The sequence below is a fragment of the Micromonospora halotolerans genome (assembly GCF_032108445.1).
Taxonomy (GTDB): Bacteria; Actinomycetota; Actinomycetes; order Mycobacteriales; family Micromonosporaceae; genus Micromonospora; species Micromonospora halotolerans.
This window is the reverse complement of sequence record NZ_CP134876.1, coordinates 6807385-6829375: the sequence shown is the minus strand read 5'-3', so window position 1 is coordinate 6829375 and position 21991 is coordinate 6807385. Positions and strand designations below refer to the sequence as shown.

Here is a 21991-nt window from a genome sequence, read left to right as displayed (position 1 = left end):
CCCGGGGCCCGGCCGCCCCACCGCCCCACCGTAGGTCACCGGGCCGACGCCGCCGGTCCGGGCCGGACGGCGAACCACGACCCGCCCGCGGAGGTTTTCGTGGTCGCCGGTCCCGTCCCCTCGTAACGTTGTCGGATGATCGGAAACGCGCAACTCCTCGTCGGTCCCCGGGTGGCGGCCCCGCGCGCCGCGGAGCCGGCCGGCGAAGGACCCGTCGGCTGGGTCACCGGCCTGGTCGAACGGCTCGGCGGCCCCGGGGCCGGCCTCGCGGTGGCCCTGGAGAACCTCTTCCCGCCCATCCCCAGCGAGGTGATCCTGCCGCTGGCCGGGTTCACGGCCAGCCAGGGGCGGATGAGCCTGATCGGGGCCATCGCGTGGACGACGCTCGGGTCGGTGCTGGGAGCGCTGGCCCTCTACCAGATCGGCGCGGCCCTCGGCCGGGACCGGATGCGGGCCCTCGTGGGCCGGCTGCCACTGGTCAAACTGGAGGATGTCGACCGCACCGAGGCGTGGTTCCTCCGGCACGGCGTCAAGGCGGTGTTCTTCGGCCGGATGATTCCGATCTTCCGCAGTCTCGTCTCCATCCCGGCCGGCGTGGAACGGATGCCCGTGCCGGTCTTCCTGCTCTTCACCACGCTGGGCAGCCTCGTCTGGAACAGCGCGTTCGTGCTGGCCGGCTACCTGCTCGGCGAGAACTGGCACGTCGTGGAGGCGTACGTCGGGACGCTGCAGAACGTGGTCATCGTGGTCTGCGTGGGCGCGGTCGGCTGGTTCGTGTTCAGCCGGGTACGCCGGGCGCGCCGCCCCCGCCCCGCCCCGGCCGAGCCGCCCCGCGGCACCCTGTACCGGGGTGGCTGGTGGACCCCCGAGGAGCCCGAGGACCGCTGACGCTGCCGAGCTGACGGACCGCTGGCCGGCACCCCGGGACGCGGGGTGCCGGCCAGCGGCGGGTTGGACGGGCGGTCAGCAGGGCGCGTACAGGCGACGGGTTCCGGAGCCGGCTGTCCAGGCGGCCGGGTCGCTGAACCGGCAGCCGAAGTCCGGCGCCGCCACCGCCTTCCGATCGGTGACCGCGTCGCCGGCCGGGCGCTTGCCGGTGCGTACCCAGGAGACCAGGTCGTCCCAGGCGGCGCCGGCCTCGGCCGGGCTGAACTCGCAGTGCTGCGCGGCCCGGATCGCCCGCTGCACGACCAGCCGGCTGCGGCCGTGCCACGCGACGTCCCGGGCGTACGCCTGCTCCATCCCGAACGGCACGAACAGGTCGCCCAGGTCGTGCAGGGTGAGCACCGGCACGGTGGGTCGGCCGCTGATCCGCGGCACCTCGGTCAGCGTCGGGGACAGCCGCTGCCACAGATTCTCCGGCGCGACCCGCTGCACCGTGGCGTTGACGTTCAAGGGCTGTTCGGGGAGTACCGGGTGAGCAGGTTCGTGGCGAGCTGGCCCGGGCGCTGGGCGGGAGAGTCCCCGCCGTCGGTGACGGTGATGCTGAACAGGAAGTCCTTCCAGACCGCGAAGGCGGCGTCGGCGCCGGGCCGCGGGCCGCCGGACCGCTCGACCGTGATGGCCCGCAGTTGCTTGCCGAGGTCGTTGGTGGTGTCCGGGCCGCCCGGCTTCAGGTCGGCGAGCCCGAGCGCCATCTGGATCCGCGGCACCGCGTTGGTCAGGTAGTCGTCCGGCGTCGGGTACGCGCGCACCCCGGCGAGAGCCTGCGCGACCAGGTTGTAGTCGAGGAAGAAGTCGAACAGCTCCTGGTCGCCGAGCACCCCGCACATCGGCAGCGCGCCGTCGTAGTAGCCCGGGTACTGCTCCAGGGAGCGGCCGATGATGTGCCCGCCCATCGAGACGCCGGCGATGAGCACCCGCCTCGGCCGCTTCACCGTGTCGGCGAAGAAGTCGGCCAGCTCGCGGGTGCCGAGCACGCCGGAGCGGATGTCGTAGCCGTTGCGGTCGTAGGAGGACGACGCCCACGCGTACCCCTGCGCCAACATCCGCTGCCGCAGGTCGTAGGCGGGCGGCTCGGGGGAGAGCACGGTGCCCTGGCCGCGGTAGCCGTGCGCCCACATCACCAGGTCGCCGTTCCACCTGGCGGGGGTCTCGATGATGAAGCCGGTGTGCGCGTGCACGCCCTGCCGGACGGTGGTGGTGGCGCCGTCGATCACCAGTGGTGCCAACGGCGGATTGCTGATGGTGTAGCCGGGCAGTGGCTGGGTGCCGTCGTCGCGCGCGGCGGCGACGGCGGGCGCGGCGCCGGCGAGGCCGACCGCGAGGGTGAGGGTCGCGCCGACGGCGAGCAGCCGGCGCAGGAAGCGGGTGGATGAGGTCAGCATCGGTGCTCCCCCGGGGACGGGTGCCGCCCCGGACCGGGGCGGCCAGGCGGGACGGATGCCTACCGGCCGGTAGCGCCCTGAACCTAGGACGGGCCTCGAAGCCTGTCAATCGTTGACTGACCGAACGGTCAGCCAGATTCGGCCGGTCCGCCCACAGTGGCCGCTCACACCAGGCCGTGCGCCAGCATCGCCTCCGCCACCCGCCGGAAGCCGTTGATGTTCGCGCCGGCCACGTAGTCGCCCGGCAGGCCGTACTCCTCCGCGGTGGCCCAGCAGCGGGCGTGGATGTCCCGCATCGTCTCGCGCAGCCGCTGCTCCGACTGGGCGAACGTCCACGAGTCGCGGCTGGCGTTCTGCTGCATCTCCAGGGCGCTCACCGCCACCCCGCCGGCGTTCGCGGCCTTGCCCGGGGCGAACCGCACCCCGGCCCGGCCCAGGATCCGCACCGCCTCCGGCGTGGTGGGCATGTTCGCCCCCTCGACCACCGCGACACAGCCGCCGGCGACCAGCGCCGCGGCCTCCGCGCCGCCGATCTCGTTCTGCGTCGCGCAGGGCAGCGCCAGATCGCAGGGCACCTCCCAGACGGTACGACCGGAGACCGCCACGGCGTGCGGCACGTGCCGCACGTAGTCGTCGAGCCGGGCCCGGCGCTCCTCCTTCAGCTCACGGAGCAGGGCCAGGTCGATGCCCTTCTCGTCCAGCACGTAGCCGTCCGAATCGGAGCAGGCCACCACCGTGCCGCCGAGCTGGTGCACCTTCTCGATCGCGTAGATGGCCACGTTGCCCGAACCGGAGACCACCACCCGCTTGCCGTCCAGGCTGTCCCCGGTCTGCCTCAGCATCTCCTCGGCGAAGAAGACCGCCCCGTAACCGGTAGCCTCCCGCCGCACCTGCGCGCCCCCGTACGCCAGCCCCTTGCCGGTCAGCACACCCGACTCGTACCGGTTGGTGATCCGCTTGTACTGGCCGAACAGGTAGCCGATCTCCCGGCCACCCACCCCGATGTCCCCGGCCGGCACGTCGGTCTGCGCGCCGATGTGCCGGTACAGCTCGGTCATGAAACTCTGGCAGAACCGCATCACCTCCCGGTCCGAGCGGCCCTTCGGGTCGAAGTCCGCCCCGCCCTTGCCGCCGCCGATCGGCAGGCCGGTCAGCGCGTTCTTGAAGATCTGCTCGAAACCGAGGAACTTCACGATCCCCAGGTAGACCGACGGGTGGAACCGCAGCCCGCCCTTGAACGGGCCCAGCGCGCTGTTGAACTCCACCCGGAAACCGCGGTTCACCCGGACCCGGCCGTGGTCGTCCTCCCACGGCACCCGGAAGATGACCTGCCGCTCCGGCTCGCAGATCCGCTCGATGACGCACGCGTGCGCGTACTCGGGGTGGCGGGCCAGGGCCGGCCCGATGCTCTCCAGCACCTCCCGGACGGCCTGATGGAACTCGGGCTCACCCGGGTTCCGCTTGACCACGTTCGCGAACACCGTCTCGACGGTCTCCGGCATCACGGACACGCCCCTTTCGGTCCCGGCGCCGGCCTCGTCGCCGTCACCGCCCCGGGGTACGGATCGTCACGGTCGTCCGGTTCACCGTGGCGGTCGACGAGTTGATCTGGAGGCGGGCGAGGGACGCCCGCGCGGCTGGACGCCGCCAACAGCACCGGGGCTGCCGCCTCCAGGCAACGCGGCAGGTGCCGCCGGGTCGACAGGTGCCCCACCACCGCCTTTGCTCTGCAGCCATCGACGCAGCGGGCGCGGAGCGGAGGTGGTGCGTGGATGGCTGCAGAGCAAAGCGGGCGGGGCTGGGTGGGCGGGTGGCTGGGTGGCCCGTGGGTGGGGTGGGGGCCGCCGCGTCGATGCATCCCTCGGCATCACGCTGCGCCGACAGGGGCAGCCCCAGGCTGGGGTGGATGTCCGTTTCGGGCGCTGACGCGGGCGGTGAGTGGAATGCTGTGGGTGTCTCCGGTGCCGGGATACACCCATACCGTTCCACCGACCGTCCTGCCTTGGGTGTGGTGTCCGGTTCGCGGGGTGACCGGCGGCATCCCGGCGGTGGAATGCCGGGTGGGTGGGGGTCGTTATACCCGGTGCACGACCGAGGACCACGCCCCGCCCGACGGGGCCGCCCCGCCCCGCTACCCGTGCCCGGCCCCCGGGAATGATGGTGGTTGGTCGGTCGTTGTACATGGTCCCGGCGCGACGAAGAGGCCCCCGCCCCGTCCGCTGGATGATCCCCCTTGAGACTTTCTTGAGCGCCTGACGGTGCTTGCGCCCACCAGCTAAGAGCCGACCCCCCCGGTCGGTGTGGTGGTGCGCCGACCCGCGAATGGAGCCATCCCCCATGAACACGATGCTGCGTAAGAGTGTGCTGGGTATTGCTGGTCTGGCCTTCACCGGTGGTGTCTTCGCCGGTCCGGTCGCCGCCCACGCTGACGCCCGCCCCGTCGAGGGCAAGCCGGCCGCCGTGGCGACCGTGCAGGGCGCCCAGTCCCACATCGACCTGAACGACGAGCAGCTCGCGAACGCGAAGGCGATCATCGCGGCGACGAAGAAGGCCGGTCTGCCCGAGCGGGCCGCGGTGATCTCGATCGCCACGAGCCTGCAGGAGTCGAAGCTGGAGAACCTCGGCCACCTCGGCGACGCCAACGACCACGACTCGCTGGGCCTGTTCCAGCAGCGCCCCTCCAGTGGTTGGGGTACGCCGGAGCAGATCACCAACCCCGAGTACGCGACCCTGGCCTTCGAGAAGGGTCTGAAGCAGGTCGACGGCTGGGAGACCATGCCGCTGACCGAGGCCGCGCAGACCGTGCAGGTCTCGGCCTACCCGGACGCCTACGCCCAGTGGGAGCAGCAGGCCACCGACATCGTCGCCCAGCACTGGAACAGCTGACCCAAACAGAACCGACCGCTGGCCGGCACCCCCGACGGGGTGCCGGCCAGCGGCGTCTCCGAGGAATGAACTGCGCCCGGAACGGAGACGTATCAGCCGACGGGGACCGGCGAGAGGGGACGACCATGACCGACACCGAGCCGACCGGGTCGGGATGGTCCCGAACCACCCGCCTGCTGGCCGCCGCCGCCGTGCTGGTGGTGGCGCTCGGCGTGGCGGCCGTGGTCGTGACGCTGTCCCACCCGACCCGACTCGGGATCGTCTTCTCCGGCGAGGCGCCCCCGCAGGCGAGGAACCACCCGCCCACGCCCACGGTGTGCCACGATCCCACGCCCTCGGTGTGCCGCGATCCGGCGCCGGCCGAGGGCCACAGGTCCACGCCGCCGGAGCTGACCCCCGCCGACGGTCACCGGCCCCCGGCGGGTGAGGGCCGTCAGCCGGGCGGCGTGACCACCGCGGCCGAGGAGACGCTCACCGCCCCGCGCGGCGAGCGGCGGCAGGCCGACTTCGAGCTGGTCGACCCCCTCGCGAGCTTCACCCTGCGGGCCGCCGACCTCGGCGACGACCTGTACCGGGTCGGCGCGCCGGACGGTGCGGGCGTCACCCCGCGGCCCGAGGTGACCGGAGACCTGGTCCGGCTGCGCGTCCAGGGCAACGCCCGGTCGGGTCCGGCCGCCGTGGAGGTGGTGCTCAACTCCCGGGTGACCTGGCGGCTGCGCCTGACCGGCGGGGTCAGCGAGCAGCAGCTCGACCTGGGTTCGGCCCGGCTGGCCGGTATCGAGCTGGCCGGCGGGGCGTCCCGGACCGGCCTGCGGCTACCCCCGTTGCGCGGCACGCTGACCGTACGGGTGAGCGGCGGCGTCAGCGAGCTGACCGTGACCGTTCCCGGCGGGTCGCCGGCCCGGGTCCGGGTCGCGGCCGGCGCCGGCTCGGTGGCCGTGTACGACGTCCGCCGCACCGGGGTGGCCGCCGGCCAGCTCGTCAGCTCAGCCGGTTGGGACGGGGCCCGGGACCGACTCGACCTCGACCTGACAGCCGGCGCGAACACGGTGAACGTCTCGGCAGGCTGAGCGGCGCGAGCGCGGTGCGTGTCGCAGCAGGCTGAGCAGGGGGAACGCCGTGAGCGTCGCGGTCGGCTGAGCGTACAGTCGGGCGGTGGACCGTACCGAATCCCTGCCCGCGCAGACCCTCCCACCTGGCGTGGGTTCCACCGACCCGGGCAGCGTGCTGCTGCCCGGCCACGACGTGCCGTTGGGGCGCTACACGACGGTGCGCCGGCTGCTGCCGCAGCGGCAGCGGCGGCTGGTCGGTGCGTGGTGCTTCGTCGACCATTTCGGACCGGACGACGTGGCCGAGCGCCCCGGCATGGAGGTGCCGCCGCACCCGCACACCGGGCTGCAGACGGTCACCTGGCTGCTCGACGGGGAGATCCTGCACCGGGACAGCCTGGGCAACGTCCAGCCGATCCGGCCCGGCCAGCTCAACGTGATGACCTCGGGGCACGGCATCGCCCACTCGGAACGCTCACCCCTCGTGCATCCGCCGGTGATGCACGGCGTGCAGCTCTGGGTGGCGCTGCCGGACCCCGCGCGGGCCGGCGCGGCCGACTTCGCCCACCACGCCGAGCTGCCCCGGTGGCGCGACGGCGACCTGGACGTCACCCTGCTCGTCGGCGAGGTGGGCGGGGAACGCTCCCCGGCCGTGGTGCACACGCCGCTGGTCGGCGCGCAGCTCGAGGTCCGGGGCCCCGCGCCGGCCACGCTGCCGCTGCGCCGCGACTTCGAGTACGGGCTGCTCGCCATGTCCGGCTCCGCCGAGGTGGACGGCGTGGCCTTCGCCCCCGGCGCGCTGCTCTACCTGGGCGCCGGCCGGGACGCGCTGACCCTGCGGGCCGCCCCCGGCAGCCGGCTGCTGCTGCTCGGCGGCACCCCGTTCGAGGAGCCGCTGGTGATGTGGTGGAACTTCGTGGGCCGGTCGCACGAGGAGGTCGTGGCCGCCCGCGAGGACTGGATGGCGGGCCGGCGGTTCGGCACGGTCGCCGACGACGCGGCGCCTCCGCTGCCCGCCCCGGCGCTGCCCACCACCCGGCTCAAGGCGCGGGACCGGCGCGGCGGCATGGTCGGCTGAATGCCCCGGCCCGCCCCGGGTAGACGGCGGGCATGCCCACCACCAGTGCGATTTCCAGTGTCGAGGACAAGAAGCGGCTGGTCCGCCGGCTCGCCGGGGACGGGCGGGGGTTCGCCGAACGGTACGGGTTCCGGGTCACGAACAACCCGTCCCAGCTGTTCCAGGTGCTCTACCTGTCCGTTCTGCTCGCCCGGCGGGGCGACTTCCACAAGGCGATCGACGCGGCGACGGGGCTGCGGGACGCCGGCTGGGACAGCGCCGCCCGGCTGGCCCGTTCGTTGCACGCCGACCGGGTCCGCGTGCTGCGTGCCGCGGGGCAGCGCGGTGACGTGGACGCGCTAAGCGCCACGCTCGGTGACCTGGCGCAGAACCTAGTCGACGCGTACCGGGGGGACCTGCGCCGGTTGCGCACCGAGGCGCACCAGGATGCGGGCCGGGAGCGGCGGTTGCTGACCGCGCTGCCCGGTGTGGACGACGAGGTCGCGGACCTGTTCCTGCGGGAGGTGCAGGCGGTGTGGCGCGAGGTGGCGCCGGTGGCCGACCGGCGGGCGCTCGCGGCGGCCCGCCGGCTGGGGCTGGGCCGCTCCGCCGACGACCTGGCCGGGCTGGCCGGGAGCGGCGAGTCGGAGCGCCTGGCCTGGCTGGTCGGGGCGCTGGCCCGGGTGGATCTGGAGAAGCGGTACGCCGAGGTGACGGCCGACGGTTCCCGGTCGCGGCGCGGCGGATGACGCGCCGAGCTGGAGTCGTCGGGAGCGGGACGTGCCGCGGGCCACAATAACGCGATACTCACCCGTTCGGCTGATGCCCTGTCGTATGATGATCGTGGCAGCGATGCCCGCCCGGTTCGGGCGAACATCCACCGCCTGTCGGTCGCGACCCGGTTCGGGCGCGGACCGGCGGGGACAGGTGCTGCGTGGCGCCCCAGGTCGCGGTTCGTGACCCGGGGCGCCCGCCTGCTTGAGGGGGCGGTCACTGGGCGAGGCTGGCGAGCAGGTTCACCGTGGCGGCGATGATGACCGCGCCGAACAGGTAGGACAGCAGCAGGTGCCGCAGCGCCGTACGGCGCATCTCGGAGCTGCACAGGTCGGTGTCGGAGACCTGGAAGGTCGCGCCGACCGTGAAGCCGACGTACGCGAAATCGGAGAAGCAGGGCGGCTCGGTCTGGTGGAAGTCGATCCCGCCCGGCTCGCCGCTGTAGTACAGCCGGGCGTACCGGGTGGTGAAGACGGTGTGTACGACGAACCAGGAGACCACGATGCTCAGCACACCGAGCCCCCCGTAGAGGTCCCGCGGCAGTCCGGGCGGGACGTTGTGCGCGGTGGTCAGCACCAGGCCGACCGCCAGCAGGCTGGCCAGGCAGGCGGCCAGCAGCAGGGCGTCGCGCGTCGCCCGGTTGGGGTCCTCCAGTTTCGCCAACCGCGCGGTCCGGACCGCGTCCAGCCGGGACAGCCGCCCCCACTGGAGGACGAGCCAGCTCAACGCGGCGCCGTCCCAGCCGACGAGCGGAGCGAGGGCCGGCGTGAGCATGACGGCGGCGGCAGCGGCGGCGAAGACGCCGACCAACGCGATCACCACGAGCTGGACCGCCGCCGGGACGTGCTCGTGGACCCGCTCGGCCGTCGGGCGGGGCACCGGACGGGGTCAGATGCCGCGCAGGTGCTGCGAAACCCGCGTGTGCGGCTCCCGGGCCTGCGCGGCGCGCTGGGAGCGGCCCACCTCGGGGGCGGCGTCGATGCCCGCCGAGCGGGCCACCTCGGTGCCGTTGGCGTAGTCCACCGGCGGCAGCGCCCGCAGCGCCTTCAACACCTCCGGCGGCGCACCCTCCCGTTCGGCCTCCTGGATGACGTCGTCCTTGCCGGCCGGGTAGTCCAGCGCGGACAGATACTCGAGGACGTCGGTGTAACTCGCCATGGGTGGGGCTCCTCGCGCCTGTAGTTGCGGTCACGACCGGCGGCGGTTACCCGGCACCGGGCCGGTCACGCGCCCTCCGGCGCGGAAAATGCGACCGTTTCCGACCCGCCCCGGCGGGTACGCCCGGGGCGCGTGAGCAGCCCTGAGGGGGTACACCGATGGATTACGAGACCTTCGTCGACCGGGTGTCCGAACGGGCCCGGACGGCGCCGGAGCGGGCCGCCGAGCTGACGCGGGCCACGCTGGAGACGCTGACCGAGCGGCTGACCGGGGGCGAGGTGCTGGACCTCGCCGCACAGCTGCCGAAGGAGCTGCAACGGGTGCTCAAACCGCACCCGGCCACCGAGGCGGCGGACCGGTTCGGCGCGGCCGAGTTCGTGGCCCGGGTGAGCCGGCGCGCCGGGGTGGACGGCAACCTCGCCCGGGAGGCGGTGTGCGCGGTGTTCGTCACCCTGCGCGAGGCGGTCACCGGCGGGGAGTTCGACGACGTCGTGGTCCAGATGCCCCGCGACTACCGGGACATGGTGGAACCCGCCCTGGCGCCCGGCGCCACCCGCCGCTGACCCGGCCGGCCGTCAGGCGACCGTTCCGGCGGCGCGCAGGGCGGCGATCCGGGCGGTGTCGAGCCCGGCCTCGGCCAGCAGTTCGTCGGTGTGCTCACCGGGCCGCGGCGGCGGCCGGCGTACCGAGGTGGGGGTGGCCGAGAAGCGCGGCGCGGGGGCCGGCTGGGGAACCCCGTCGGGCGCGACGAAGACCTCCCGGGCGGCCAGGTGCGGGTGCTCCGGGGCCTCGGCCCAGTCGAGCACCGGCGCCACGCAGGCGTCCGAGCCGGCCAGCAGCGCGGCCCACTCGTCCCGGGTGCGCGTGCGGAACAGCCGGGCCCAGGCCGCCCGCAGCGCCGGCCAGTTCGCCGGGTCGTACCGGTCCGGGGCCTCGTCGCCGTCGAGCGGGAAACCGGTGAGCCGGACCAGCTCGTCGTAGAACCGCGGCTCCAGGGCGCCGACCGCGAGGTGCCGCCCGTCGGCGCACTCGTAGGTGTCGTAGAAGGGCGCGCCGCCGTCGAGCAGGTTCACCCCGCGCGGGTCCTGCCACATGCCGGCGCGGCGCAGCGCGTGGATCTGGGTGGACAGCACCGACACGCCGTCCACGATGGCCGCGTCGACCACCTGGCCGGGGGCGCCGGCGCGGACCGCGTACAGCGCCGCCACGACGCCGAGGGCCAGCATCATCCCGCCGCCGCCGAAGTCGCCGAGCAGGTTCATGGGCGGCACCGGGCGTTCGCCGGCCCGGCCGACGCCGTGCAGCGCGCCGGTCAGCGCCAGGTAGTCGATGTCGTGGCCGGCCGTGTGGGCGAGCGGGCCGTCCTGCCCCCAGCCGGTCATCCGCCCGTACACCAGGCGGGGGTTCGCGGCGCGGCAGTCGTCCGGGCCGAGGCCGAGCCGCTCGGTGACCCCGGGCCGGAAGCCCTCGATCAGCGCGTCCGCCCCGGCGACCAGGGCCAGCACCACCTCGCGTCCCTCGGGCGTCTTGAGGTCGACGGCGACCGACCGGCGGTTGCGGTTCAGCAGGTCGCCCGGGACGTCGCCGAAGCCGCCGCCGCCGATCCGGTCCACCCGCACCACGTCCGCGCCGAGGTCGGCGAGCATCATGGCGGCGAACGGCCCGGGGCCGATACCGGCCAGCTCGATCACCCGTACGCCGGTCAGCGGCCCCTGACTGCTCATCGCGCCACCATAGGGCCCCGGCCGGCGGGGCACCACGCCCGACCGCCCCGCACAGCGGTTGACCAGGGCAATCATCCGCGTCGAGACTTGGCGCGCGGGTTGAGGTTGCCCTAACCTTGGAGCCGCGAGGGGAGTACTTCCCACGAACCATTCCGGTCAGTACGGCGGGCCCCGGGTCCGCCTCGGGTGGTTGCCCACGATCGGTGGGTGAAGGAGACCTCGGACATGGCACCGTGTTCGAGGAGGCTCCATGACCGAGTTGTCGTACCTGTCAGCCGCCGAGTTGTCGTCGGTGGGCACCCCCACCCTGTGGGCGGTGACCATCGCCGGCGTGCTCGCGCTGCTGGTGCTGGACTTCCTGGTCACCCGGAAGCCGCACGAGGTCTCCCTGAAGGAGGCGCTGGGCTGGTCGGCCTTCTACGTCGCCCTGCCGCTGGCCTTCGGCGCCTGGGTGTGGGGTCGCTACGGCTCGGAGCAGGGCGTCCAGTATCTCACCGGTTACCTGGTGGAGAAGTCGCTCTCGGTCGACAACCTCTTCGTCTTCATGCTGCTGCTGGCCGCGTTCGCGGTGCCCGCCGTGCTGGCCCAGCGGGTGCTGCTCTACGGCATCGCCGGCGCGCTGGTGCTGCGCGCGATCTTCATCGCCCTGGGCGCCGCCGCCCTGCAGACCCTCGACTTCGCCTTCCTGCTCTTCGCGCTCATCCTGGTCGCCACCGCGGTCAAGCTGCTGCGCGACGCCCTCACCGGGCACGAGCAGGAGGTCGACATCGACAAGATGCGGTCGGTCCGGCTGCTCCGCAAGGTCATGCCGGTGGTCGACGAGTACCACGGTCCGAAGATGACCGTCCGGCGGGACGGCCGGCGGGCGCTCACCCCGTTCGCCCTCGTGGTGGTGGCCGTGCTCGCCACCGACGTGGTCTTCGCCGTCGACTCGGTGCCCGCCGTCTACGGCATCACCGAGGACCCCTACCTGGTCTTCGCCACCAACGCCTTCGCCCTGCTCGGCCTGCGGGCGCTCTACTTCGTCCTGCACGCCGCCCTGAGCCGCCTCGTGCACCTCAGCTACGGCCTGGCCGCCATCCTGGCCTTCATTGGCCTCAAGCTGGGCCTGCATTGGGCGCACGGCATCTGGCCCGGGGTGCCGCAGATCCCCACCCTGGCCTCGCTCGGCGTCATCATCGGCATCCTGGTGATCGTGACGCTGACCAGCCTGCGGGCCACCCGCGACCGCGCCACGGGCGAGGAGGCCGTGGTCGCCGAGCGGCGCTGATCCCGGCCGCCGCGCCGGTCACCCGGCGCGGCGGCTCCCGGCCGAACCCGTGGTGCCGACCCGCCCCAGGTGGTACGACTGACGCGTGGGAATCGTCTCGCCAGGCTTTCAGGGCCGGCCCCGTACGGCAGAACCGGCCCTGCCGCCGGGCCAGTACCTCACCGAGGACTTCCCGGTGCTCTCCGCCGGGCCGACGCCCCGGGTGCCCCTGGACACCTGGGAGTTCGTGCTCACCACGGAGACGGGCGCCGAGTACCGCTGGTCCTGGGACGAGCTGATGGGCCTGCCGCAGGAGACGCCGCACGTGGACATCCACTGCGTCACCCGCTGGTCGAAGCTGGGCACCGACTGGCAGGGGGTCTCGCTGGACACCCTGCTCGACGGCGTCGACACCACCGCCCGGTACGCGCTGGCCCACTCGTACGGCGGCTACACCACGAACCTGCCGCTGGACGACCTGCGGGGCGGCCGGGCCTGGGTGGTCCACACCTACGAGGGCGGCCCGCTGCCGGCCGAGCACGGCGGCCCGGCCCGGCTGCTCGTGCCGCACCTCTACTTCTGGAAGTCGGCCAAGTGGGTGCGCGGGGTCCGGCTGTTCGTCGACGACCAGCCGGGCTTCTGGGAGACCGCCGGCTACCACGACTACGGCGACCCGTGGCGCGAGCAGCGCTACCAGGGCGACTGAGGTGGCCGCCCCGACGACCGGCGCCCGGATGGTCGCCCCCCTGACCTGGCGGGTCGCCCGGCTGGTGGAGCGGCGGGTCGAGACACCGAGCGCGCAGACCCTGGTGCTGGACGTGCCCGGCTGGCCGGGGCACGAGCCCGGGCAGCACCTCGACATCCGGCTCACCGCCGCCGACGGCTACCAGGCGGCCCGCTCGTACTCCCTGGCCGGGCCGGCCGAGGGGGAGCGGATCGCGGTGACCGTGCAGCGGGTACCCGACGGGGAGGTGTCGCCGTACCTCACCGACACCTACGCCGAGGGCGACCCGGTGGAGGTGCGCGGGCCGGTCGGCGGCTGGTTCGTCTGGCGCACCGACGAGACCGCGCCGGTGCTGCTGGTCGCCGGCGGCTCCGGGGTGGTGCCGCTGATGGCGATGGTCCGGGCCCGGCGGGCCGCCGGCAGCCGGGCGCCGTTCCGGCTCATCTACTCGGTGCGCACCCCCGACGACGTCATCTACGCCGACGAGTTGCGCCGCCGCACCCGGGAGGACCAGGGCCTCGACGTCGCGTACGTCTACACCCGGGCGGCGCCGGAGGGCTGGCGGGGGGAGCCGCACCGGATCGGCCTGGCCGATGTGAACACCCACGGCTGGCCGCCCGATCTGGAGCCGCTCTGCTACGTCTGCGGCCCCACCGGCTTCGTGGAGACCGTGGCGGACCTGCTGGTCGGGCTGGGCCATCCGACCCGGCGGGTGAAGACCGAGCGGTTCGGCCCGACCGGCTGACCACCCGAGGAGAGCGCATGACCGACATGTCCTACCTGGACGGCAACATGCTCGACGGGCCGCTGCGCGACATCTTCGCGGTCGACCTGAGCTCCGCCATCGGGCGCTGCGACCACTGCGGCACGACCGGCCCCGTGGCGGGGCTGCACGTCTACTCGCACGCGCCCGGGCTGATCGGACGCTGCCCGGCGTGCACCGAGGTGATGCTGCGCCTGGTCCGCGCCCCCGACCAGGCCTGGCTGGACCTGCGCGGCACCACCTACCTCCGGGTGCCCATGGCCCTCGACCAGCCGCACCCCCGCCCGCTCTGAGGCCGCCGCGAGCGACCGGGTCCGCGGCTCAGGACGCGACGGTGAGCTGACCCACCTGGCTGGGGGCCGGCTCGGCGTGGTTCGTCGGGTGGAGCGGCGCCGGGGCGCCCGCCGGCCGCGCCGGCGACGGCACCGGGCGGGCGGCGGCCGGCGCGGTCCGCCGCCACCGCCGGCGCAGGCGGCTGACCAGCTGCCCGGCGGTCACCGGCACCACCGACAGCACGAGCTGGCCGTTGCGCGGGTCGACGGTCGCGGCGATCCCGTACAGGCGGGCGCCCTGGCGCAGTAGCCGGGGGCGGCCGGCGGCGAGCCGGGGCGCGCGGACCGGGGCGCTGCCCCGGCCGTGGCCCCCGTCGACCTCCGCGCGCACCGGGTGGCGCTGGCCGCTGGCCGCGCTGCCGGCCAGGAGCCGCTCGACCGGGAAGTCGGTCCGCACCGTCCGGCCGGTCGGGTCGGTGGCGTCCAGCAGGGTGGTGCCGGTGACCGGGCCGGCCACCAGCCGCACCGGCCCCGCCTCCGCGGCGAAGCGGGGGTACGGGCTGCGCGTGGTCACCGCGAGCGTGTGGCCGTCCGTCCAGCTCACCGTCACGGTGTCCAGCCGGGCCAGCCAGTCGGCGCGTACCTCGGTGACGTCGGTCCAGTCGGCCGGCGCGCCCGGGTAGCCGGCGTGCCAGCGGCCGTCGGCCACCACCGTGGCCGGGACGCCCCGCTCGGCGTCCTGGTCGATGATCGCCAGCAGCTCGTCGACGCCCCCGGCGGTCACCGCGCCCAGCCGCAGGCGGGCCTCGATGTCGAGGCGGTCGCGGAGCCCGTCGGTGACGTACCGCTCGACGAGGCGGCGCACCGCCGCGTGCACCCGCTCCTGCGCGGCGCGGTCCAGGCGGCGGAAGTCGTCGCCGACCAGGTTGGCCAGCTCCAGCCCGACGTGCCGGCGCAGCACCGCGTCCCGCCGCGGCCCGGCCGGGATCAGCCCGGCCACGAAGGCGAACAGCCGCTCCACGCTGACCAGGCGCTGGTCGACGCGGCTGTGGTAGGTGATGTTGCGGGCGTCCAGGCGGCGCACCGCGTGGTAGTAGTCGTAGTCGGCGAGCACCGAGATCCGCCGGGCGTGGTAGCAGGCGGCCAGCGTGAACGGCTGGTCGCTGAGCACCGGCATGTCCTCGGGGAAGCGCAGCCCGAGCCGGTCCACGAGGTCCCGGCGGAACAGCTTGGTGTTCGCCAGCGACCAGGGCAGCGCGGAGTCGAACAGGCTCACGTCGACCGCGTTGCCGGCGGCGAAGACGTCGGAGAAGACGTGCCGGCCGTTCACCCCGACCACCTTGCCGAGGACCACGTCCGAGCCGTACCGGTCGGCGGCGGCGACCAGCCGCTCCAGGGCCTCGGGGCCGAGGTGGTCGTCGGAGCCGAGGAAGAAGACGTACCGGCCGGTCGCCACCTCCAGGCCGCGGTTGCAGGGTGCGGCCGGGCCGCCGGAGTTGGCCTGGTGGAGCACCGTCACGGTGCCGGGGTGGCGGGCGGCGAGCCGGTCCAGCAGCCGGCCGCTGCCGTCGGTGGAGCCGTCGTCCACCGCCACGATCTCCAGGCGGTCGCGGCCGATCGTCTGGCGCAGCAGCGAGTCTAGGCAGGCCCGCAGGTAGGGCCGGGTGTTGTAGACCGGGATGACGACGCTCACGTCTGGGGTGGGCACCGGAGCGCTCCTCGGGAAGTCGACGATGCGGACGGGTCCGTGTCGGGCGGGGGCGGGGCGTCGGGCAGCAGCCGGCGGTACGCCGCCTCCAGCACCTCGGCCTGCGCCGACCAGGTCCAGGCGGCGAGCAGGCCCGGCCGGTCGTACGCGGCGCGGTGCCGGGCGGGGTCGGCCAGCACGGCGGTCACCGCGCGGACGAGGTCGTCGACGTCGCCGGCCCGGAAGACCTCGCCCTGGCCGGTCTCCCGCACCGTCGCCGCCATGGTCCGCACGTCGCTGACCACCACCGGCAGCCGCGCGTGCGCGTACTCGAAGAACTTGGTGATCAGGGCGATCTCGTGGTTGGGCCAGCGGTGGATCGGGATCACGCCGACGTCGGCGCCGGACAGGAACGGCACCACCTGCCAGTGCGGCACGTACGGCAGCACGTGCAGCCGGTCGGCGGCGCCGAGCCGGGCGGCCCGTCCGGCGAGCCGCTCGACGTACCGCAGCGCCGGGTTCACCACCAGTGCGAGGTGCACGCCCGGCAGCCGCGGTAACGCCTCGACCAGGGTGTCCAGCCCGCGCTGCGGGGCCGCCGCGCCGCTGTAGACCAGCAGCGGCACCTCGGGGGCGATCCCGCACTCGGCCCGCAGGTCCGGCGGCGGCGCGTCGTCGGCCGGGCGGTGCTCGTCGGCGGGGGCGTTGAGCAGCACGCCCGGCGCCTCGGCGAGCCGGTGCTCGCGGCGCAACAGCTCGGCCAGGTCCGCCGAGACGGTGAGCACCGCGTCGGCGTACGGGGCGTACTCCCGCTCGTGGGCCCGGTGGGCGGGCAGCCAGCGGGCGTGGTCCCGCCACGGCTTGATCCCGGGGAGGAACTCGTGGGCGTCCCAGACCAGTGCGATCCGGCGGCTCTGCCCGGCGGCCCGGATCTTGGCGCGGGCGCCGACGCCGAGCATGCGGAAGTCGTGCGCGTGGATCAGGTCCGGGCGCAGCCGATCCACCTCGGGGCCGTACGCCAGCTCGTAGTCCCAGAGCCCCGGCTCCAGCCGCCGCCACGCCCGGTCACCCTGGACGAGCTGCCAGAACAGCGTGTAGGCCCGGTCCCACGGGCCGCGGAAGCGGCGGCCGTACCGGACCCGGTTCATCATCTTCGTGCGCAGCCACACCCAGCGGTCGAGCAGCCGGGCGGCGACCTCCCGCCGGCGCAGCGCGCTCCGCGCCCGGCCCAGCCGGGCGCCGGCCAGTTCGCCGTCGGCGGCCCGCCGCGCCACCAGGGCGCCGCGGACGGCCAGGTCGGCCCGCCAGGCCCGGACCCACTGGGCCCGGTGCTCGGCGACGCCCCCCGACCGGTACGCCAGCGGCCAGCGCAGCGAGCGGCGGAACTCGTGCCGGCGCCGGTGCAGCGGCTCCGGGACCGGCAGCAGCCGCACCTCGGCGGCGCCCAGCCGCCAGGTCCGCTCGGTGCCGTCCGGGGAGCGGCCGAGCAGGGTGACGTCCCACCCGGCCTCGGCGGCGGACCGGGCGATCTTCTGCACCCGGGAGTCGCCCTCGACCTTGTTGTCGACGAGCATGACGATCCGGCCGCGGCGCGGCGGTGTCGCCTCGTCGTGTGCCACTGCTGGTCCTCCGCTGGTCGGCCGGCCGCTCCGGCGTGACCCCAACCTGCTGGAGGCATCGGTCGGCGCGGCGACACCGACGTGACGCCGAGGTGACCGAGAGGAGGCGGTTGGGGGATGCCGGTGGGGAGACCGGGCGGCCTCCCCACCGGTGCCGGGCGGATCAGCGCCCGGTGTCGCCCAGCCGGCGCCACACCAGCACGGTGAGCACCGCGAGCGCCGCCGCGGCCAGCCAGAACGGTGCCAGGATGCTCCCGGTCGCCCGCGCCAGGACGCCGCCCGCGGTGGTACCCAGCGCCGCCCCACCCAGGTCGGCCAGGGCGTAGACGCTGGTCACCCGGCCGCGCAGCCGGTCCGGCACGAGGCGCTGCCGCAGCGACACGACCAGCACGCCCCAGACCATGGCGTGCCCGCCCCACACGGCCAGCGCCACGCCGGCGACCGCCGGATTCCGGGTGCCGGCCAGGACGAGCTGAAGCCCGATCTCGATCAGCAGCCCGGCCCGCAGCAGCGCGGGCGTGCCGAACCGGGCCCGCAGCCGGGTGGCCAGCGCGCTGCCGGCCAGCCCGCCGAGCGCCGAGGCGGTCAGCAGCAGCCCGTACCCGACCTCGGCGAGGCCGAGCCGCTGGCGGGCGTAGAGCACGAAGGCGGCGAACGCGGCGCAGAAGGCGATGTTCATGACGGCGATGCAGCCGGCCAGGGTGCGCAGCACCGGCACGGCCCAGAGCGCGCGGATGCCTTCCCGCACGTCGGCCCGCAGCGACCGGCGCGCCGCAGCGGGCGCCCGCGGCGCCGGGGACGGGACGGGTCGCCAGCGCAGCAGGGCCAGCAGCAGCGCGGCCAGCCCGAAGGTGGCCGCGTCGACCCCGAACGGCAGTGCCGCCGCGCACACGAAGAGGTACGCCCCGAGCGGCTTGGCCACGAACTGGTTGCCGATCACGAACGTGGCGGACAGCCGACTGTTGGCCTGCTCCAGGCGGTCGGCGGGCACCACCGACGGCAGCAGCGCCCCGGCCGCGGTGTCGGCCAGGGTCTCGCCGACGCCGGTGAGGAAGAACGCGAGGCAGATCAGGGGCACCGTGGCCACCCCGGTGAGCACGGCCCCGGCCAGCGCGGCCAGCACCAGGGCCCGACTCAGGTTGACCGCGACGAGCAGCCGGCGGCGGTCGAGCCGGTCCACGAGCGCCCCGCTGACCAGGGCGAGGAGCAGCCACGGCAGTTGCGGGGCGAGCGCCGCGGCGGCCACCGCCACCGGATCCGGGGTGAGCGAGGCGACCAGCAGCGGCGCGGCCACCAGGGTGACGCCGTCACCGAGGTTGGAGACGGCGGAGGCGGTCCAGAGCCGCCGGAAGTCGGGGCCGAGCCGGTCGGCGGAACGGATGGCCGTCATGCCGGCCACCGGGCAGGGGTATGCGGTCCGGGTGCGACGCGGCACCCGGACGGGTTGTCCGGAAACACGAGGAACTCCCTCGGAAGCGATGTGGTGGCGTGCGGGCACGCCGGGACGTCGGGACCCGCGCAGGGCGGATCACCGCATCGCTTCGCGGCGAGGGTGGTGGTGTCGGGCCCGGTGGGGAGCACCGGGTGCGTCGGGCTTCGACGACTCCAGCTCGGCGCGTCTGACACCGCGGGGGCGACCGGGAGCCGCCGGCGGAGCCGCGCCGGTCAGGTCAGGACACCGGGCCGCCCAGCGGCGAAGCGGAAACCAGCACCGTGCCGAGTGGCGCAGTCCTCATGATCGACCTCCCGTCCTCGGGTGCCACGCTAGGGCACCCCGGCGGGCGGCGCGACCCCGGTTGGACAGCGGGCGGGCGCGTGACCGAGAGTGGATCACCGTGAGGTACCTGCGCAGCGACGGCCGCGTCGCGATCCGCCGTCCCCGTCCCACCGACGAGCCGGAGTTCGTCGCCGCCGCCCGGCGCAGCCGTGACCTGCACCACCCGTGGCTCGCCGCGCCCGACGACGCCGAGCAGTACGCCGCCTACCTGCGCAAGATCCGGGCGCGGAACAGCTCCGGGTACCTGCTCTGCGACCGGGCCACCGGCGCGATCGCCGGGTACGCGAACATCAGCGGCATCGTGCTGGGCGCGCTGCGCGGCGGCTACCTGGGCTACGCCGCCTTCCTGCCGTACGCGGGCACCGGGCACACCTCGGCCGGGGTCCGGCTGGTCGTCGAGCACGCGTTCACCGCGCTGGGGCTGCACCGGCTGGAGGCGAACATCCAGCCCGGCAACGAGCCGTCGAAGAAGCTGGCCCGGCGGCTCGGGTTCCGGCGGGAGGGATTCTCGCCGGACTACCTGTTCATCGACGGCGCCTGGCGGGACCACGAGCGCTGGGCGATCACCGCGCCGGAGCCGCCTCAGGGTTGACGGCGCGGCGACGGCCGCCCGAACGGCGGCCGCCACCGGTCCGGTCGCCTCGCGTCGGGTCAGCTGCCCGGCATCGTGACAGTTGCCCATACGGGCGGCCGCAGATGGAGCTTTCACCCGGAGCGGGTGATGACGCTCGGTGACCGCCGTTCCTACGGTGGGGAGCATGGCCGTCGTCCGCCCGACTCCCGCCGACGCGACGCCCGGAGTGGTCACCGCCGCCGAGCCCGGCGACCAGCGAGCCGTCCCGCCGGAACTGGGTCCCGACTCGATCGCGGTGCTCAGCGGGCCGACGTTCCTGTACTCGGACCGGTGCGGGGACGTGCCGCCGGGCAGCATCGGCGGGCTGGTCCATCTCGACACCCGCCTGCTCAGCGGCTGGCTGCTCACCGTCAACGGCGGCCGGCTTCTGGCGCTGCGCTCGGAGACCGTCGACCACTACTCCGCGCAGTTCGTACTCACCAATCCCGAGCTGCCCGGTCTGCCGCCGGACTCCGTCGGCGCGCGCCGTCTGCGCTACGTCGGGGAGGGCTTCCACGAGCGAATCGAGTTGCTCTCGTACCGCACCGAACCGGTGCGGATCGAGCTGCGGCTCGCCGTCGCCGCCGACTTCGCCGACCTGTTCGAGGTCAAGTCCGGCGTACGCGACCGGTCGGCCGACATCGTCCGCCGGCACGGCGTCGACGGCGCGGCGCTGTCCTTTCGGTACGAGCGGAACGGCTTCCAGGCCCGCGCCGACGTGCGCTCCTCACTGCCCCCGGACCGGGTGGAGGGCGACGAGCTGGTCTGGGAGGTGGAGCTGCAATCCCGGCAGGAGTGGCAGGTCGACCTGGAGGTGCCGCTGCCACCCGGGCTGGGCGTGGTGGAGCCGGTGCGCGGGGACATCGCCGACGTGCTGCACGGGCGGGGCGAGGACCCGCTGCGCCGCTGGGTGGAGACCCGGGCCGTGCTGCGCAGCGACAGCACCGCGCTGGAGCGGATTGTCCGCCGGTCCCGGTACGACCTGGCCGCGCTCCGGCTCGACCTGGAGGTCAAGGGCCAGCGGATCATGCTGCCGGGGGCCGGGCTGCCCTGGTTCCTGACCGTGTTCGGCCGGGACACCCTGATCACCGCCTACCAGACGCTGGTGGCCGGACCCGGCCTGGCCCAGGGGGCGCTGCTGGCGCTCGCCCGGCTCCAGGGCACCCGGTGTGACGACTTCACCGACGAGGAGCCCGGCCGAATCCTGCACGAGGTGCGCAGCGGGGAGCTGACCCGCACCGGGACGAAGCCGTACACCCCGTACTACGGCACCGCCGACGCCACCCAGCTCTGGCTGATCCTGCTCTCCGAGTACTGGCGGTGGAGCGGCGACGACGACATGGTGCATCGGCTGCGGGAGCACGCACTCGCCGCACTGCACTGGATCGACACCTACGGGGATCGGGACGGAGACGGCTACGTCGAGTACGCCACCCGCTCGCCCGAGGGACTGGGCAACCAGTGCTGGCGGGACTCCCCGGACGGGGTCTGCTTCTCCGACGGCCGGATCCCCGTGCTGCCGATCGCCACCTGTGAGCTCCAGGGCTACACCTACGACGCGAAACTGCGCCTGGCCGAACTGGCCGACGGGCCGCTCGCGGACCCGCGGCTGGCCACCCGGTTGCGCGCCGACGCGGCCCGGCTCCACGAGCGGTTCAACCGAGACTTCTGGCTCGATGAGCGGGGCGGCTTCTACGCGGTCGGCCTGGACGGCGACAAGACCCCGATCGACTCGAAGACCTCCAACATGGGACACCTGCTGTGGAGCGGCATCGTCCCACCTGAGCGCGCCGAGGCGGTGGTGCGCCAGCTCATGCACGAGGACATGTTCTCCGGCTGGGGCATCCGGACCCTGTCTCGGGAGGACCGGCCGTACAACGCCCTCGGCTACCACCTCGGCACGGTGTGGCCGCACGACAACTCGATCGCTGTGCTCGGGCTGGTCCGCTACGGCTACCGGGCGGAGGCCAACCGGATCAGCCTGGCCCTTCTCGACGCGGCCGAGCAGTTCGGCTACCGGCTTCCCGAGGCGCTCAGCGGCTACATGCGGGAGCGGACCATGTTCGCGGTGCCGTACCCCACCGCGTGCAGCCCGCAGGCCTGGGCGGCCGGCGCGCCGCTGGCGCTGGTCCGGGCCATGCTCAACCTCAACCCGGTAGGCGGCCGGCTGGAGATCGACGCGGACGTGCCGCCCGAACTGGGTCGGATCACCGCCGAGCGGGTCCGCGCCTTCGGCCGCTGCTGGGACGTGGAGGCGGTCGGCCGGACCGGGTACGTCCGGCTCGCCCCCGACTGACGGCCACGTTTGTCGG

At 74.4% G+C, this 21991-nt stretch carries 21 protein-coding genes; 12 read left to right on the top strand and 9 right to left on the bottom strand.

The genetic code is table 11. From position 1 onward, the window contains the following. Positions 1 to 135: 135 nt before the first annotated feature. Positions 136 to 888, top strand: a complete 753-nt coding sequence (locus tag RMN56_RS32065; RefSeq protein WP_313721614.1) for a DedA family protein — start codon at positions 136 to 138, stop codon at positions 886 to 888. Positions 889 to 963: 75 nt separating this feature from the next. Here the strand turns inward: RMN56_RS32065 and RMN56_RS32060 are convergent, their stop codons facing one another. The 3 genes from RMN56_RS32060 to gdhA form a co-directional block, all read right to left on the bottom strand. Then, positions 964 to 1395, bottom strand: coding sequence for a hypothetical protein (locus tag RMN56_RS32060; protein WP_313721613.1), 432 nt, complete (start codon positions 1393 to 1395; stop codon positions 964 to 966). After that, positions 1392 to 2327 (bottom strand): alpha/beta hydrolase family protein, encoded by a 936-nt coding sequence (locus RMN56_RS32055; RefSeq protein ID WP_313721612.1) that lies wholly within the window; start codon positions 2325 to 2327, stop codon positions 1392 to 1394. The genes RMN56_RS32060 and RMN56_RS32055 overlap by 4 nt, the downstream gene beginning before the upstream one ends. 164 nt (positions 2328 to 2491) lie before the next feature. Then, positions 2492 to 3829 carry an NADP-specific glutamate dehydrogenase gene (gene gdhA, locus RMN56_RS32050; RefSeq protein WP_313721611.1) on the bottom strand — a complete coding sequence of 446 codons (1338 nt, stop codon included), beginning with the start codon at positions 3827 to 3829 and terminating at the stop codon, positions 2492 to 2494. Positions 3830 to 4664: 835 nt separating this feature from the next. On the opposite strand from gdhA, the gene RMN56_RS32045 reads away from it, so the two are divergent. The 4 genes from RMN56_RS32045 to RMN56_RS32030 all read left to right on the top strand — a co-directional run bounded on the left by RMN56_RS32045 (position 4665) and on the right by RMN56_RS32030 (position 8068). Continuing rightward, positions 4665 to 5213 carry a hypothetical protein gene (locus tag RMN56_RS32045; RefSeq protein WP_313721610.1) on the top strand — a complete coding sequence of 183 codons (549 nt, stop codon included), beginning with the start codon at positions 4665 to 4667 and terminating at the stop codon, positions 5211 to 5213. 125 nt (positions 5214 to 5338) lie between these two features. Then, positions 5339 to 6283 (top strand): toast rack family protein, encoded by a 945-nt coding sequence (locus RMN56_RS32040; protein WP_313721609.1) that lies wholly within the window; start codon positions 5339 to 5341, stop codon positions 6281 to 6283. Positions 6284 to 6368: 85 nt separating this feature from the next. Then, complete coding sequence (locus RMN56_RS32035) at positions 6369 to 7340, top strand: pirin family protein (protein ID WP_313721607.1); 972 nt, start codon at positions 6369 to 6371, stop codon at positions 7338 to 7340. 32 nt (positions 7341 to 7372) lie between these two features. Next, positions 7373 to 8068, top strand: coding sequence for a hypothetical protein (locus RMN56_RS32030; protein WP_313721606.1), 696 nt, complete (start codon positions 7373 to 7375; stop codon positions 8066 to 8068). A 241-nt stretch (positions 8069 to 8309) separates the two neighbouring features. Here RMN56_RS32030 and RMN56_RS32025 read toward each other — a convergent pair whose 3' ends face one another. After that, on the bottom strand, positions 8310 to 8972 hold the full coding sequence (locus tag RMN56_RS32025; RefSeq protein ID WP_313721605.1) for a DUF1345 domain-containing protein: 663 nt from the start codon (positions 8970 to 8972) through the stop codon (positions 8310 to 8312). Positions 8973 to 8981: 9 nt separating this feature from the next. Then, a complete protein-coding gene (locus RMN56_RS32020) occupies positions 8982 to 9251 on the bottom strand; it encodes a DUF2795 domain-containing protein (protein WP_151465257.1) in 270 nt (89 codons plus the stop codon). Positions 9252 to 9409: 158 nt separating this feature from the next. On the opposite strand from RMN56_RS32020, the gene RMN56_RS32015 reads away from it, so the two are divergent. After that, entirely contained in the window at positions 9410 to 9814 is a 405-nt protein-coding gene (locus tag RMN56_RS32015; RefSeq protein ID WP_313721604.1) for a DUF2267 domain-containing protein, read from the top strand. 12 nt (positions 9815 to 9826) lie between these two features. Here RMN56_RS32015 and RMN56_RS32010 read toward each other — a convergent pair whose 3' ends face one another. Further along, positions 9827 to 10975 (bottom strand): CaiB/BaiF CoA transferase family protein, encoded by a 1149-nt coding sequence (locus RMN56_RS32010; RefSeq protein WP_313721603.1) that lies wholly within the window; start codon positions 10973 to 10975, stop codon positions 9827 to 9829. 250 nt (positions 10976 to 11225) lie between these two features. Here RMN56_RS32010 and RMN56_RS32005 point away from each other — a divergent pair, with 250 nt between their 5' ends. The 4 genes from RMN56_RS32005 to RMN56_RS31990 all read left to right on the top strand — a co-directional run bounded on the left by RMN56_RS32005 (position 11226) and on the right by RMN56_RS31990 (position 14004). Further along, positions 11226 to 12245, top strand: coding sequence for a TerC family protein (locus tag RMN56_RS32005; RefSeq protein WP_313721602.1), 1020 nt, complete (start codon positions 11226 to 11228; stop codon positions 12243 to 12245). Between the two features lie 85 nt (positions 12246 to 12330). Further along, the gene (locus tag RMN56_RS32000) at positions 12331 to 12930 is read left to right on the top strand and encodes a sulfite oxidase-like oxidoreductase (protein ID WP_313721600.1); all 600 of its coding nucleotides are present in this window, start codon (positions 12331 to 12333) and stop codon (positions 12928 to 12930) included. A gap of 1 nt (position 12931) precedes the next feature. After that, complete coding sequence (locus RMN56_RS31995; protein WP_313721599.1) at positions 12932 to 13693, top strand: ferredoxin reductase; 762 nt, start codon at positions 12932 to 12934, stop codon at positions 13691 to 13693. Between the two features lie 17 nt (positions 13694 to 13710). Next, a complete protein-coding gene (locus RMN56_RS31990; protein WP_313721598.1) occupies positions 13711 to 14004 on the top strand; it encodes a DUF6510 family protein in 294 nt (97 codons plus the stop codon). A gap of 28 nt (positions 14005 to 14032) precedes the next feature. Here RMN56_RS31990 and RMN56_RS31985 read toward each other — a convergent pair whose 3' ends face one another. The 3 genes from RMN56_RS31985 to RMN56_RS31975 form a co-directional block, all read right to left on the bottom strand. Next, a complete protein-coding gene (locus tag RMN56_RS31985; RefSeq protein ID WP_313721596.1) occupies positions 14033 to 15691 on the bottom strand; it encodes a glycosyltransferase family 2 protein in 1659 nt (552 codons plus the stop codon). Next, the gene (locus RMN56_RS31980; protein ID WP_313724913.1) at positions 15673 to 17244 is read right to left on the bottom strand and encodes a glycosyltransferase family 4 protein; all 1572 of its coding nucleotides are present in this window, start codon (positions 17242 to 17244) and stop codon (positions 15673 to 15675) included. The genes RMN56_RS31985 and RMN56_RS31980 overlap by 19 nt, the downstream gene beginning before the upstream one ends. Before the next feature lie 208 nt (positions 17245 to 17452). Next, positions 17453 to 18679 carry an MFS transporter gene (locus tag RMN56_RS31975; protein WP_313721595.1) on the bottom strand — a complete coding sequence of 409 codons (1227 nt, stop codon included), beginning with the start codon at positions 18677 to 18679 and terminating at the stop codon, positions 17453 to 17455. Positions 18680 to 19124: 445 nt separating this feature from the next. On the opposite strand from RMN56_RS31975, the gene RMN56_RS31970 reads away from it, so the two are divergent. Together RMN56_RS31970 and RMN56_RS31965 are read left to right on the top strand one after the other, a co-directional pair. After that, the gene (locus RMN56_RS31970) at positions 19125 to 19658 is read left to right on the top strand and encodes a GNAT family N-acetyltransferase (RefSeq protein ID WP_313721594.1); all 534 of its coding nucleotides are present in this window, start codon (positions 19125 to 19127) and stop codon (positions 19656 to 19658) included. 166 nt (positions 19659 to 19824) lie between these two features. Further along, on the top strand, positions 19825 to 21975 hold the full coding sequence (locus tag RMN56_RS31965) for an amylo-alpha-1,6-glucosidase (RefSeq protein WP_313721593.1): 2151 nt from the start codon (positions 19825 to 19827) through the stop codon (positions 21973 to 21975). Positions 21976 to 21991 lie beyond the last annotated feature (16 nt).